Source organism: Psychrobacter sp. AOP30-A2-5, from assembly GCF_052378115.1.
Lineage (GTDB): Bacteria > Pseudomonadota > Gammaproteobacteria > Pseudomonadales > Moraxellaceae > Psychrobacter.
Genome location: NZ_JBQSXK010000013.1, coordinates 62,509 through 75,451 on the forward strand (window position 1 = coordinate 62,509; position 12,943 = coordinate 75,451).

15 protein-coding genes are annotated in these 12,943 nt (G+C 36.1%); 8 read left to right on the plus strand and 7 right to left on the minus strand.

Going from position 1 to position 12,943, the window contains the following annotated elements; all coding sequences use genetic code 11:
- Positions 1-17 precede the first annotated feature (17 nt).
- The gene (locus tag ACT3S4_RS10150; protein ID WP_079692945.1) at positions 18-404 is read right to left on the minus strand and encodes a (deoxy)nucleoside triphosphate pyrophosphohydrolase; all 387 of its coding nucleotides are present in this window, start codon (positions 402-404) and stop codon (positions 18-20) included.
- Between the two features lie 23 nt (positions 405-427).
- On the opposite strand from ACT3S4_RS10150, the gene ACT3S4_RS10155 reads away from it, so the two are divergent.
- Positions 428-763: a hypothetical protein gene (locus ACT3S4_RS10155; RefSeq protein WP_301449113.1), complete on the plus strand. Its 336-nt coding sequence runs from the start codon at positions 428-430 to the stop codon at positions 761-763.
- A complete protein-coding gene (locus ACT3S4_RS10160) occupies positions 741-1,865 on the plus strand; it encodes a hypothetical protein (RefSeq protein ID WP_301449114.1) in 1,125 nt (374 codons plus the stop codon). The genes ACT3S4_RS10155 and ACT3S4_RS10160 overlap by 23 nt, the downstream gene beginning before the upstream one ends.
- Positions 1,866-1,917: 52 nt before the next feature.
- On the opposite strand, the gene ACT3S4_RS10165 is transcribed toward ACT3S4_RS10160, so the two are convergent.
- The 3 genes from ACT3S4_RS10165 to ACT3S4_RS10175 are packed head-to-tail and all read right to left on the minus strand — an operon-like array spanning position 1,918 to position 4,127.
- Positions 1,918-2,802, minus strand: coding sequence for an alpha-glutamyl/putrescinyl thymine pyrophosphorylase clade 3 protein (locus ACT3S4_RS10165; protein ID WP_301449115.1), 885 nt, complete (start codon positions 2,800-2,802; stop codon positions 1,918-1,920).
- Positions 2,803-2,809: 7 nt separating this feature from the next.
- The gene (locus tag ACT3S4_RS10170; RefSeq protein ID WP_301449116.1) at positions 2,810-3,808 is read right to left on the minus strand and encodes a thymidylate synthase; all 999 of its coding nucleotides are present in this window, start codon (positions 3,806-3,808) and stop codon (positions 2,810-2,812) included.
- A 13-nt stretch (positions 3,809-3,821) separates the two neighbouring features.
- Positions 3,822-4,127, minus strand: coding sequence for a DUF4031 domain-containing protein (locus tag ACT3S4_RS10175; RefSeq protein WP_079692940.1), 306 nt, complete (start codon positions 4,125-4,127; stop codon positions 3,822-3,824).
- Positions 4,128-4,618: 491 nt separating this feature from the next.
- Between ACT3S4_RS10175 and ACT3S4_RS10180 the strand changes: the two genes are divergently transcribed.
- The 6 genes from ACT3S4_RS10180 (at position 4,619) to ACT3S4_RS10205 (ending at position 8,833) form a co-directional block, all read left to right on the plus strand.
- Positions 4,619-4,861 (plus strand): hypothetical protein, encoded by a 243-nt coding sequence (locus ACT3S4_RS10180; protein WP_301449117.1) that lies wholly within the window; start codon positions 4,619-4,621, stop codon positions 4,859-4,861.
- Positions 4,861-5,412 carry a hypothetical protein gene (locus tag ACT3S4_RS10185; protein WP_301449118.1) on the plus strand — a complete coding sequence of 184 codons (552 nt, stop codon included), beginning with the start codon at positions 4,861-4,863 and terminating at the stop codon, positions 5,410-5,412. The genes ACT3S4_RS10180 and ACT3S4_RS10185 overlap by 1 nt, the downstream gene beginning before the upstream one ends.
- 20 nt (positions 5,413-5,432) lie before the next feature.
- Entirely contained in the window at positions 5,433-5,654 is a 222-nt protein-coding gene (locus tag ACT3S4_RS10190; RefSeq protein WP_301449119.1) for a hypothetical protein, read from the plus strand.
- A 5-nt stretch (positions 5,655-5,659) separates the two neighbouring features.
- Complete coding sequence (locus tag ACT3S4_RS10195) at positions 5,660-7,027, plus strand: ATP-binding cassette domain-containing protein (RefSeq protein WP_301449120.1); 1,368 nt, start codon at positions 5,660-5,662, stop codon at positions 7,025-7,027.
- A 165-nt stretch (positions 7,028-7,192) separates the two neighbouring features.
- A complete protein-coding gene (locus ACT3S4_RS10200; RefSeq protein ID WP_301449121.1) occupies positions 7,193-8,560 on the plus strand; it encodes a hypothetical protein in 1,368 nt (455 codons plus the stop codon).
- Between the two features lie 36 nt (positions 8,561-8,596).
- Positions 8,597-8,833 (plus strand): hypothetical protein, encoded by a 237-nt coding sequence (locus ACT3S4_RS10205; RefSeq protein WP_301449122.1) that lies wholly within the window; start codon positions 8,597-8,599, stop codon positions 8,831-8,833.
- A gap of 308 nt (positions 8,834-9,141) precedes the next feature.
- Here ACT3S4_RS10205 and ACT3S4_RS10210 read toward each other — a convergent pair whose 3' ends face one another.
- From ACT3S4_RS10210 to ACT3S4_RS10220, 3 genes are all read right to left on the minus strand, one after another.
- Complete coding sequence (locus ACT3S4_RS10210; protein WP_444760993.1) at positions 9,142-10,323, minus strand: IS256 family transposase; 1,182 nt, start codon at positions 10,321-10,323, stop codon at positions 9,142-9,144.
- Positions 10,324-10,619: 296 nt separating this feature from the next.
- A complete protein-coding gene (locus tag ACT3S4_RS10215; protein ID WP_301449124.1) occupies positions 10,620-11,120 on the minus strand; it encodes a Mov34/MPN/PAD-1 family protein in 501 nt (166 codons plus the stop codon).
- On the minus strand, positions 11,117-12,943 hold the full coding sequence (locus tag ACT3S4_RS10220) for a ThiF family adenylyltransferase (RefSeq protein ID WP_301449125.1): 1,827 nt from the start codon (positions 12,941-12,943) through the stop codon (positions 11,117-11,119). Before ACT3S4_RS10220 ends, ACT3S4_RS10215 begins: the two co-directional genes overlap by 4 nt.

Sequence of the window (12,943 nt, forward strand, 5' to 3'; positions counted from 1 at the left end):
CGACAACGCGATTATATTCAGAGTAACCTAATAATAGGTATATCTGCTTCTGCCCAGTCTAGCTCATGAAGTTCCTGCTTTGTAAGCCACGATAGGTTATTATGTTCTACTTTTTTTATAGATTCTTTTTCATAAATGCTGCATCTATAAAAAGTGATATGAACCTTAAAGTCTGGGTACTGATGTTCTATTTTTTTTAATATTGATACTATTTCAATATGTGCATCTAGCTCTTCTAATATCTCACGGTGGAGTGCTTGTTCGTGAGTCTCGTTAGACTCAACTTTACCACCCGGAAATTCAAATTTATACGATAGATATTCGAACTTACTTCTTTTCCTTTGTGCGCATAGATATTTATCGTCGTGCTTTATTACTGCGGCAACAACACTAATCACACTCATAACAGCCTCTTACTGGAAAAAAGATGATCATTTCATATCAATCAAGAGAACTAAGAGATAGCTCAATAGACGACTTTCTTAGTTTCTATCAGCTTACAGAAGAAGCTAGAGAAAAGCTAAAGTTTATCTTGACGACCTTAGCAGCAGGGGACACTCTACAAGATATACCTACTCAAAATGACTTCTATTTTGAAAAAGATACTTTGCAAGTCAATTTGACTAGTGATATTGTAGCTCAATTTTCTATAGCCAATAAGTCACACTTGGGTAAAAGTGCAAGTTACGACTGGGAAACAGTTAGTAGACTAAAACTCAAATACATAGGAGAAAATAGCAATGATACACGATTTTCAGCCTAATTGGGTTTACCACCCTTCTCAAACCATACTAAAATTTCTGGAAGGAAGTAATGTTGACCCATCTTGTCTGAGTGGCAGTTTTCTTAAGAAGCTAAACAATCAACAGATAGATATCGATTCCGATACAGCTATTTACCTAGCTCGACTTATAGGTGGGAGTGAAGATTTTTGGTTAAATATACAAAACAACTATGAGAAGAGTATTAGAAGATTTCAAGAGAGCAATATCGATAGCAATTTTGAAGATTACTATACACTTGTTCAAGAGATGAAAAAAAGATCGTGGTTACCAAGTTCAGATTATAAATACCTTGATCAATTGAACTTAAAAAGTTTTTTTGGTATTTCAGACTTGAGTCCATTAAACGAAGAAAGTATATACAAGAATTTCTTAGGATCAAGGTATAAAAAAATTGGAAGCTATGAATTTTCAACATTGAACATTGCAGCATTTATGCGTATGGCAGAGTTAGAGTTTAAGAAGCAACATATCCTAAACGATTTCAATAAGTCTCTTTTTATAGAAAAATTACAAGAAATTAAAACCTTATCTAGAAAAAGAGGGTTAAGGAATTTTAAGAAAGATTTACTAGAAATTTGTATTGAATGCGGTGTAGCCGTAGTGTTCTTAAGCACTTTGGATAAATGCCCTATAAGGGGCGTATCAAAGTTCATAGAGGGCAAAGGAATGATTGTTATTACTAACAAATACAATCAAGACCACCTCTTTTGGCAGACTTTTTTTCATGAGGCTGCACATCTAATTTTACACCAAGATGAAATGACACATTACGATTTTGGTGAACCTAAAGATAATGAACAGCATGATGAGTGCGAAAAGGAAGCTGATGAATTTATGGTTTCACAGTTAATCTACCCTTTCACCTTAAAAGAGATTGAACAAAAAGTTGATTTTAAATTAGTACGTAGAGACAAACGTTCTAGCTTTGCAAATTTGTGTAGGGTCGCTAACGAAGTTAATCTGTCACCAAGCCTACTTATAGGAGTATTGAAATCTTCTCAAAAAATAGATTACAGGTATTTTAATGATAGACATAGGCCTATATTCGATAACTCCTCTATACCAGAGGTACTTAGCTAAACCTTGGCATATTATGTAAATAACAGGTGATAAAGGGTAGGGTTTAAATTGACTACCCTTTATAAGTATAAAATACATTAGGTGATTTTTGCCAGTTGCATAATGCGTCTTCCATCTCTTGATAGCCAATTTCGAGGTGATCTGCTAGACCCATAGCGTAGCTATCTAATTGCTTATCTGAGAAACTACCAAAGATAAGTTTAGCCCCGTCTTTAGGACCAGTTGACCCAACGATATGGCAGCTATCAGCTTCAACGTTAACCAAATCAGTCTTAGATAGCATAGACAAATAGTCAAATGTCGATAATCGCCCAAAGCTATGTATATTGCGTCGAATTACTGGGAAAAGAATTCTAAAATGTTCTTTAGGATCTTCTAAACTGTTATTTATGAACAGGTTATAATGACCACCATTAACTTTAACAAAGTTTATGTAATCTTCAAGCACTCTAGGTATATCTCTTAAAGTCTTAAACTTCGCATGATTACCAAATTTTGGTTTGTTTTGTGAGTTGATAAGATTATCTGCTAACCTAGGAAGTATTTGAGTATTATTACTAGCAACTTCCCACGTCAATTTTTCATCTACACCTGAGTATAGTTGCCTCAAGAAATTCCAATTTGATTGGTAATTCTCTGCTGTATAGACTAACAAAAAAGTCAACCAACATGCTTCATCATAATTTCTGTCTTTTAGGTATAAAATTGCTCTTACTGGGTCAAAAATGGTGTCTTGAGGGTCTAACCTTCGGGTATCAATATCTCTGTTTGAAACAGCATTGAAGTATTTAACCCGCTTCATGCTTTCGATAATTTGCATAGCTAAAACCTCATATGAAATTCTAGAAAGCCCGCAAGAAAGCCCTTCGTTTGTAAGGTATTCGGTAATGTCATTAGCTAATATGACTGAATAATCGATTCTTTCTTGATATTTCATAAACGCCCTACTTAAAATTTTTTCTGTTAATTTCATTAATTTTTTTATCTAGAAAATAGAGTATAGGGTCACTTCTACATAAATCTCTAAGCTCTTTTAATTCGCTTTGTCTACCTTGCTTAGCGTATGAATAAGACAATAGAATTATAGCTATCTCTTGCCAAAATATATCTTTAATGCTGTGGATATCAAAGTCGTCCTGTAAAGACTTTGTTCTCAGCTTTTCTTCTAATTCTTTAATGGTATTAAAATCATTCTCTAAATAAGAAGGGTTTATGGGTTCCATCGTAGCTTTGTTTTGCCATCCTTCAATATGTAAAAAATTATCAACTGTAGTTTTATCCTCATGATAGATATGTAGACTGCCAACGAAGTGTGTATAGATGCCTAATTCTAACGCTTCATTATCCTTCGCTAACTCTGCCCACATGAGTTCTTGGATAAGGGTAAAACTAAATAAGTCATGTATTAGGCCCTTAGTAGCATCATTAGATCTCATTATTGTAGTCAAGTGGAGAGCATTATCTCTGACGAAGAACTGTAATGAACAGGTACAAGGAATGTCTCTAGAGTCGTCCCTAAAAAGATCTTCTTTATCATATATCGATATTACAGCTCTTCGTGTTTCAGGCTTTCGTTTGAGAAGATCTTTAATCGCTTTAAATTGATTCTTTATACCAAACATTCTAGAACCATACGCACCCAAAACAGGGGCGTTTTCACCTTGTTTATAGTCGATAAAATCTCGGTAGTTTGATATGTAATACTCTATGAACTCAATACTATCACTTCCGTTCACGTACCAAAAAAACTCGCCTATACAGCTGATCAGTTTGCTTCTAGATTCTGAGATACTTAGTCTTGCTCTGGGGTTAGTTAAAATAAGTTGAACATTTCTAATTTCATTGTTTCCCCCTTTTGAAGACTCTACCTCATCTCCGCAATTTACGATTTGAGAGAAAGTTGAGTTCAATAGATCATCCAACGAATCTTCTTTAATAATCATCTTAACACCTTACTTAAAATAAGCTCATTTGATTCGTATTCAGGGTTAAAGAGCGATTGTATTCAAGCTCAGCTTTTAACTTTTTTGCACATTCAATTATTTTTTTTCTATTTGATGGTAAAGCTCCTCTACTGATAGCTATTTCTCTGGTTCTGACAGTAATATCATAATGAGGATAACTGGCATTTTTATGAAACCATCGTTTGTCTACATTAATAAGCAAAGCAAAGTCATGCAGCTCATCAAGACTGTCGGCCAGCAAGTGACACCACTTATCTTGCCTAAAACTTATATTTGCAAAATCTACGTAGACAGCCATGAGTTTGCTCCTGTCAAATAAGGTTAGAATATACTTTAAAAAATAACTAGACTATAGTACTTTAATTATTATGTCACTAAAATAGGAAAAGGTACTGAAATTAAGTTTTTCTGTGGTAATGGGTTGACCCATGCTGCATGTGGGATTTCATAAACTATAAAAGTACTCTAACAACTTATAAGATTAGAATGAACAATTATATAGCTGTTTTCCTAGTATTCCCCATGCTGGCAATCCCACTTGTGGCTTTCTGGCTGTGTTTGAAACCTAAATGGTTACAGTCTACTAACTTTCTGCCAAGTAATAGAATATTATTTGCTTTAGTTGCGACTATATCTTGGATTATATCTATCCTGATAATCATCATAGCGTATGACTGGGAGCATCAAACAACTGTGTCAGAGCAACTGGTAGCTGGTCTAGGCTGTCTCATATTTAGCTTTGGGTTCATACTAATGTTCAAAGAAAAGCTAATTACGGAAAAGTAAGCTATGCGTAAAATCGACGAAAAATTCTTAAAATTATCAATAATATTTACTTTTTTTGCCTTAATCGGATACTTTGCGTTGAGCTTTATTGCTGAAAACCATATTTCTAATACAACTGGTAGTGTTGGTATTAATCAAGCGCCTTTAGTTGTTATTGATACATTACAAGGAGACTGGTTGTTTGGCTACCTACTTCTATTAGGGGTATTAGTTTTGCATTGGACAATTAAGCGAGTAACGAGCTGATGAGTAAGCGAGAGTTGAAGGCTCTTCAAAGGAGGTTCAATAACAAACTAGATAAAGAGGGAATCACGGTAGATTTTTATAATCGTCATGAAGCTTTGAAACCTACACTAGACGAAATAGGCCGAGCGCTTGCAAAGAAGCACAATACTGCTAATGAAAAAGATTATGAATGGATGAAGTGGCTTATTGTTATCGCTTCTGGAGTATTCTCAGTCATAGTGTCTCAAATTACTAGAATGTCCCCAGCACTTGACAGTTCCCTGCTGTTCATACAGAGTAATCAGTTATTTCTATTTAAAGGAGCCATTATCGCTAATGCCTTGGGTATTATCTTTGGAGCTGTTTATTTGTATGCCGATATAAGAAGTGAAAGAGATTTAGCTGATAAACTAAGTATTCAACGTTTATACTTACTTTTAGAAGGAGCTAATAGGTACGAGTCCATTATTCCTTCTAGCAACTTTCGCATATTCTCATATTGTAAAAGAGCTAGTCTACTTTGCTTTTTAGCATCTATTGGAGCTTGGATTGTATTTATTTGGCTAATGTAATACGTTTTAAAAGAGGGTTTATGCAAAACCTAATAGAAGCAAGACAGTTAAGTTTAGTTTTTCCTGAATCATCATTGCCTTTATTTTCAGAAATTGATATTTTTTTGACTAATGAGTTACATGCGTTAATTGGCAGAAACGGAGTAGGAAAATCCTGTTTAGCAGCAATACTAGCAGATAGGTTGCAGCCTAGTATAGGTTGCAGCCTAGTGAAGGTGTTGTACAACGCTTTTGCAAAATAGGCTACTTGGCTCAGGGAGAAACTGAAATAGTAGGAACCGCAGGTGATGTTTTAGGTGTTAGTGAGATACAACGAGTAAGCTCACGTATTCTCAATGGTGAAGGTACACCGGAAGATTTTAGTTTTATGGACGGTAAGTGGAATTGGGAAGCTGAAACAGACGCCTTATTGGCAGAAGGTGAGCTATCACTAGATGTTCTTAAGCGTCCATTTAAGTCACTTAGCGGTGGTGAGCAGACACGTTTAAAACTGTTAGCATTAAAAAGGCAAGGATGTAAGTTTTTAATACTTGATGAGCCTAGCAACCATTTAGATCAGGATGGTCGCGTGTGGTTAGCTCAATGGCTAGAGAGTTTTAATGGCGGTGTTTTATTAGTGTCACATGATCCCATTTTATTAGAACAAGTACAGATCGTTTATGAATTAACGAGTATGGGGATTTCAATAAGTCGTGGTGGTTGGCATGATTGGCTAGAGAGTCAAGAACAGCTACTTTTAGGTGCGCAAAGAAGTGCTGATCAGGCAAAAAAAGAACTACAGCAAGCCAAGCGAGAACAGCAGGTTGCTCAAGAGAAGACCGAACAGCGCCAAAGTCGCGGTAAAAATAAACGTAAAGATAGCAATCAAAGTAAAATTATTCTAGATCGTGAGTTAGGGCGCTCAGAGGCTACTCAATCACGTAAAGCGAAGCTACACGATGATCGAATACAAAATGCTAGCGGACAAGCAGCTAGTGCTAAGGCACAATTAGAGATTATAGAACCGCTTGCCATCGTAACGGCTACTCCCGAAGTTACCAGTAATCCACTGCTGCATCTATCTGATGTTGTCTTACCTTTTGGCATGGCAACTACATTGAGTTTGATCGTGAATAAGGGCGAACGCATTGCCATTACTGGTAAGAATGGTAGTGGCAAATCCACTTTACTAAAAGTAATATCAGGTCAGCTTGAAGCGTTGCGAGGTGAAATAGCAGTTACTCAGTCCTATCGCCTTATGGATCAGCATTTTTCTTTTCTCGATAAAGATCTGTCCGCATTAGATAATTTTCGTCAGCAGGCGTCTGGTTGGACAGAAGATTTATATCGAACTCGATTGGCGCAACTGAGAATTAAGGGAGATGCTGCAATCAAGCCAGTCAATACATTAAGCGGTGGCGAACAATTAAAAGTAGCCCTTGCATGCTTGTTTTGTGGTCCTACTGCTCCAGCCTTACTGCTACTAGATGAACCTGACAACCATTTAGATATAGAATCAAAAAACTTGCTCCAGCAAGCATTACACGACTATACAGGTGCAATTATCTTGGTATCTCATGATCAGAGTTTTATAGAAGCTATAGGTGATATGGATAATCTAACATTAAAAAAATAGTTTTGAGATATAAATATTAATAGGGGAAAGTGTATGCTTAGTATATTAAGCCATTGATTGATATATATTTAATGCCGTATATATAGATTATAAAACAGATAAATGAAGCAAATCAGGTTTTGTTTGTATTTTGAGTATTTGAGCTTTTAAACCAAAGAGAATTATATGACAGCAGTTGTAGCGATCTTAAATAAGACAGGTATGGCATTAGCCGCAGATAGTGCTGCGACAATTACTAATGGTGATAAATCAACTAGCAAGGTTTTTAATACAGCTAACAAAGTCTTCACTTTATCAAAACACCATCCAGTTGCGATCATGATCTTTAACAATGCAGAGTTTCTTTATACACCTTGGGAGCTAATCATCAAGTTGTATAGAAAAAGTTTAAAGAAAAGATCATTCAGAACTGTTAAAGAGTACAGCGATGATTTCAGGAAATTTCTTATAAAAAATGAATTATTGAACTTTAGAAAAAAAGAAAAAGCTTTTCTTACAACGAAGTTACAGATCATAGTCAATAAAATTATAAATGATGTAGGAAACCAACTATTAGATCAGGGTGATTATGACACTTTGTTAGTATTACAAGATTTAGATTCGTATGAAGATATACCATCTGAGAAAATCGACAGCGTGAAAAAAGTAGCAGCTATACTAGACAGTATAGTTGATCAAGATATCTTAATTTTCAATGCCTTAGATAAGATAGAAGGTCTAGATGAGGTAGATCTAAAAAGTTTTAAGCAGAGTAATGAGGATTTTATCTATGAAGTTATTGATGATGTACTTATAAATAGTACTCCATTACTACTACATTCAGATAATATTGAAGGATTAAGAGCAAAAATTGCTGATTTGTTCATTAGTATTTTATCATCTAATTGCTTTTTGTTAGGCTTTACAGGATTAGTTTTTGTAGGCTACGGTAATGAACAATTATATCCAGCTCTATATTCTATCCAGACGGATGGAGTGGTCAGTGGGAACCTTCGTTACAGTGTTACTGGTGATATCTCAATTAGTGATGAACATCACTGCGACCTTGTTCCGTTTGCACAGACTGATGTAATGAATACTTTTATTCGAGGCATGAACCCTGAGGTGTATAATGTTGTCAATGATTCATTATATAAGTCACTATCGAGTACTTTAGATACTTATAACGATACAATTATTGCGAATACAGAGGGAGAAGTTGATGAGGGGCTTCTAGAAACTTTAAAGCAAGAGTTTAAAGAAAGTATTATGGTATCGATGCAAAATAATATAGAATCTGTTCTACATAACTCCCATATACAACCAACTTTACAAGCTTTAAGATTTCTATCTAAGGAAGATTTAGCGGAACTTGCAGAGAGTTTGATCTATCTAACATTTCTGAAAAGACGAACTACGTCCTCATTGGAAAGTGTTGGTGGTGCGATTGATGTAGCAATTATTAGTAAAGGCGATGGCTTTATTTGGAAAAAGCGAAAACATTATTTTGAAGATAAGCTCAATCAACATTTCTTTCAAAATTACTTTGATTAGTGAGTTGCTGCAATTATTCCAATAAGGAGATATACCATGTTAAACAAAACTGAATTTCCATTTGCGTTTGATAGTAACACTTACAGCACGGTAAGAAAGAATAAAGATGTATTTCTTCTTGGAAAAGATAAATTAACTGAAGAAGAGATGTACAGTGATATTTATAAAAATCGTGAGCGTATTTCAGACCATATAGCTAGTAAAGCATCAGCTAGATTTAAACAAAGTTTAATAAATAAAGGGCTCCTCAGCGAAGAGAAAGTTGAGGCTTAAAAGTTTGCAAATAATCAGTGACAATGTAAAAACCAGAAACTAGAGTTTCTGGTTTTTTTTAGCAAAAAGATAGTGGTAAGTAGGCTGATCAGAATCGTAGAGTGTTCAACGGGTTGACTGCAAATATTTTAATTTGAACATAACGCTTCACAAGGGATACAGTCTTTATCACTATCAATGGCGGTATTACGTAAGCATCCGACCATCCCATCTTTTCCTCACTTAAAAAATGCGAGATAGTGTCCACGATTAATAATCGTGGACACTAACATGACAACACAACCACCTAACAAACCCAAACGTAGAACTTACAGTGCTGAGTTTAAAGAACTTTTAGTACAAGAAGCGATTGGCATCGACCACTTTTTAGACGCCTGCTGAGTTGCTAGGTAGACTACCTTGAATGCTGCCTGATCAGACGGGAACACCTTACGTTTATTCACCGCTGTCCGAATCACGCTGTTTAAAGACTCAATAGCATTGGTGGTATAAATCACTTTTCTGATATCTTTCGGATACTCAAAGAACACCGTTAAGCCCTCCCAGTTATTACGCCAAGACTTGATGACATGTGGGTACTCTGTGCCCCAAGTCTCATCAAAGTGCTCAAGGTTGGCCTCTGCTATCTCAAGCGTATCAGCACCATAAATTGCCTTTAAATCAGCCGCTACGGCCTTCTTATCCGTCCACGGCACAAACTTCATTGAGTAACGCACCATATGCACGATACACAGCTGAACCTGAGTGTTGGGGTAAACGGTATTGATGGCATCAGGAAAGCCTTTTAAACCATCAACACAGGCAATCAGGATATCTTGCACCCCGCGGTTTTGTAGTTCAGTGAGAACACCCAGCCAGAACTTAGCGCCTTCATTCTCTGATAGCCACATACCAAGCAGCTCTTTTTTACCGCTAAGATTGACGCCTAGGGCTAAGTAAATGGCTTTGTTGATGATCTGCTTGTTTTGACGTATCTTCACGACGATGCAGTCCAAATAGACGATAGGATAAACACTGCTCAGCGGCCTGTTCTGCCAAGCGGTGATGTCCTCTAATATGTTATCGGTGACTCTTGAGACAAGAGAGCTTGAGATGTCGACATCGTAGAGCTCTTTAATGCTCTCTACGATCTCAGTGGTGGTTTGACCCTTGGCGTAAAGGAATATGATTTTATCATCAAGGCCACTAATACGGGTTTGATGCTTACTGACAAGTACAGGCTCAAAGCTACTGTCGCGGTCTCTGGGGGTGGAGATCTCAAGCTCGCCTATGTCACTGCGGACTCTCTTTTTAGTGTGCCCGTTACGCTTATTAGGCTTGTCTGCTTTCTCATGCTCGGGGTAGCCGAGATGGTCTTCCATCTCAGCCTCTAAGGCAGTATCGATAAACGACTGCATGAGCTGCTTCTGAAAGTCTTTGATGTCATCGAAGCTGTTCATGCTACCAGCCATTTGCTCAGCCAGCTTTTTAATGTCAGATTGAGTAGTCATTGCTTATTCTCCTGTTAGTGGATTATAAGCAGTTACACAAAGTTTGGGAAAGGCTCTCTACAACTTAAATTATATGCAAAATTATACCACTTTCATTAATAGCTTATTAATCTTTGAAGTAGTTTGACAGCGTCATTTCTATAAGTTTTGTTATGTAAACGCCTTATATTTAACACAGCATCTAGCTTCTTTTTAACTAGTCGATTGATGTATTCATTACTAATAATCGGTTTAACGGCGTATATGTCAACATCTTTTTTAGAATAGTTTTTTATTGCTATTGTCTGAAAAACCAGCTAATAAGATCCTCTATTTACAAAATAGGTAGGTAAATGCAATACTTCATTTTTTTGGATACCAAGCCAATCCTCATGCACCCCTGCAATAAAAAATAATACAGGTTGTTCTTTGAAGTATTTGCACGTTTTACTCCATTCTCTATAGTCTGTAGAAGAAGGTTTAGCGTTCTTTTGTGGATGCGTATGCCACTCTCCTAAATACTGAATACGACCTTGACTAGAATCATGCAATTGATTTAAATGCTCTTGATGACCATGTACGCCTCTTTTATAGTAAACGGGCGTTCTAAAATCAGTTATCTTCGGTGTAGACAGGTGCATAACGTGAATGTCCTCGCCATGCAATCCCCGTTTTTCACCCATTAAAATGCCACAGCTTTCTAGCTGTGAATAATATTTCCTTTGTCTAAACCTATCTATTATTTCTAGGACATGAACTTCAAAGCTGACCATACGGATCGGACATTCATTTTTAAAAAACCAAGTATTGTTAATCATGGTCTGGCACATACATGACAGTCCTCATGTGGTAAAAAGTCAGCACTTTGTAGTTTCTTCCCGTGCCACTTTTCACTATACCGTGTTCTATAACGTGGGCTTACCTCTCCTTTCAACCAGTCTAATACCATATCAGTTACTAAAGAGGCAGTAGACATACTTGATGAAACGGCATAGGGTGTAAAGTCAGTACAGGCTCTAATAGCAGTAATAGGTTCTACGCCTCCTTCTAGTGCGTCGTATTCGGCTCGAATATGATGTCCATTCTTATTAATACAAGAGCGACAGGCACTTGCGACCATCTTATCGTAAAATAAAGACTGGACACATTCACCATTATTTCTAATCCAAGCATGGATAATAGGTGCAGTTATCTTTTCTGATTGATCGTAATTTTCATTGATACGTTGAGACACAGCAGAACTTGCCGTAGCATCAATTATTAAATCCACATCTGCCATAAGACCCATCTTATTTAAAATAGAGCTGGGATAAGCTTCAATATTCATATTAGGTAATTGATTCTCAATCTCTTTTTTTAGAACAGTAGCCTTGTTTTGATACAAATAGTTTTTACCTAGAACGTGCCTTCCTAAGTTTAATGAAGATAATTTATCATTATCAATTAAGATCAACTTTCCATTATTAGCCCCAGCACCTAAACGGGCTAACGCTAACGCGATATAACCACCGATAGCACCGCAACCAATTATTAATACCTTCTTGTCGATCAAACTAGGCTGTTCCAACTTTTTGATATTCCTTTCAAAAATGTGATGAGGTGTATAATTAAAAGAACTTAGCAGAAAAATCTTACTTTGACTCAATATCTTTTGTCGATAATTTTTTGAGAGATGTAAGTCTCCTTTGTATTGATAAGCCTTGTTTAATAAAGATAGGTCAATTCTAAAGCTAAGTGTTTCACTATCTATAATTAAGCATCCTGTAAAATCATAGTTGGATTCTTTCTCAGATATGTCTATATCTTTGATATGATTAACGTATCCAAAGATAGCTGATTCAAGTTGAGAATAGGCGCTCAAAGAAATCTTCTTCAACCAGTTGCTAAATGTTTTAAAAGGGATTCCATTCAATGAGCTTTCATCTATAAATTGGCGTGGAATGAAATGAGGCTGATAAGAGCTGCCTAAATTAATCACATGACATAGAGTGTTCGAACGCTCTTTTAAGTTTAAGACTGCAAAATTATGGTAGCCTGATGTATCATTAACTATAGAAAGAATAGAGCTGTAGTGTTTTGAATATTTTGGATTAGCATCAATATCAGTAGTATTATTTAAATGATATTGATGATTTTCACTATTACGAGTTGCTATTTGTTGCCATAAAAAAACGATTTCTTGCATTGTATCTTTGGATCGATAATGCTGATCAGTTAGCAGTTTAGTAACTATGTTTTTAGATTGATTGAAACAATATTCGACAACAGATAATTTATCGTAAGTATCAAATGATATCGTATTGACCAATGCGTAGCACAGGTAATAATAGACCTTATCATCAAGCACCCATCGTTTAAGAAATAGGTGAGGTGAAGGTAGAAGATTTTCGATAGCGCTTTCTGGTATAGACCTTACATATACAGAAGGCAACTCTATAAAATCCCAATCGGACACCTGTATTAGTAGCTCTATCTGGTATTTTCTACTTATATTTAAACGTATAATCCATGTATCGAGATAAGCTCGATTAGATACTACTTCATTTTGCCCTCTTAAATACAATGAAGGCTGCGCTCTACGTGAAAACGTCCAGTTAGGGTAGCGACTACTAATACCTATTATTACATCAGTACGATTCAT

Excerpts from the sequence above, each read along its gene's own strand:
- ACT3S4_RS10160 (WP_301449114.1), top strand. The coding sequence starts at position 741 with ATGATACACGATTTTCAGCCTAATTGGGTTTACCACCCTTCTCAAACC.
- ACT3S4_RS10185 (WP_301449118.1), top strand. The coding sequence starts at position 4,861 with ATGAGTAAGCGAGAGTTGAAGGCTCTTCAAAGGAGGTTCAATAACAAA.
- ACT3S4_RS10215 (WP_301449124.1), bottom strand. The coding sequence starts at position 11,120 with ATGATTAACAATACTTGGTTTTTTAAAAATGAATGTCCGATCCGTATG.
- ACT3S4_RS10175 (WP_079692940.1), bottom strand. The coding sequence starts at position 4,127 with ATGGCTGTCTACGTAGATTTTGCAAATATAAGTTTTAGGCAAGATAAG.
- ACT3S4_RS10155 (WP_301449113.1), top strand. The coding sequence starts at position 428 with ATGATCATTTCATATCAATCAAGAGAACTAAGAGATAGCTCAATAGAC.
- ACT3S4_RS10200 (WP_301449121.1), top strand. The coding sequence starts at position 7,193 with ATGACAGCAGTTGTAGCGATCTTAAATAAGACAGGTATGGCATTAGCC.
- ACT3S4_RS10150 (WP_079692945.1), bottom strand. The coding sequence starts at position 404 with ATGAGTGTGATTAGTGTTGTTGCCGCAGTAATAAAGCACGACGATAAA.
- ACT3S4_RS10170 (WP_301449116.1), bottom strand. The coding sequence starts at position 3,808 with ATGATTATTAAAGAAGATTCGTTGGATGATCTATTGAACTCAACTTTC.
- ACT3S4_RS10220 (WP_301449125.1), bottom strand. The coding sequence starts at position 12,943 with ATGAATCGTACTGATGTAATAATAGGTATTAGTAGTCGCTACCCTAAC.
- ACT3S4_RS10205 (WP_301449122.1), top strand. The coding sequence starts at position 8,597 with ATGTTAAACAAAACTGAATTTCCATTTGCGTTTGATAGTAACACTTAC.
- ACT3S4_RS10190 (WP_301449119.1), top strand. The coding sequence starts at position 5,433 with ATGCAAAACCTAATAGAAGCAAGACAGTTAAGTTTAGTTTTTCCTGAA.
- ACT3S4_RS10165 (WP_301449115.1), bottom strand. The coding sequence starts at position 2,802 with ATGAAATATCAAGAAAGAATCGATTATTCAGTCATATTAGCTAATGAC.
- ACT3S4_RS10210 (WP_444760993.1), bottom strand. The coding sequence starts at position 10,323 with ATGACTACTCAATCTGACATTAAAAAGCTGGCTGAGCAAATGGCTGGT.
- ACT3S4_RS10180 (WP_301449117.1), top strand. The coding sequence starts at position 4,619 with ATGCGTAAAATCGACGAAAAATTCTTAAAATTATCAATAATATTTACT.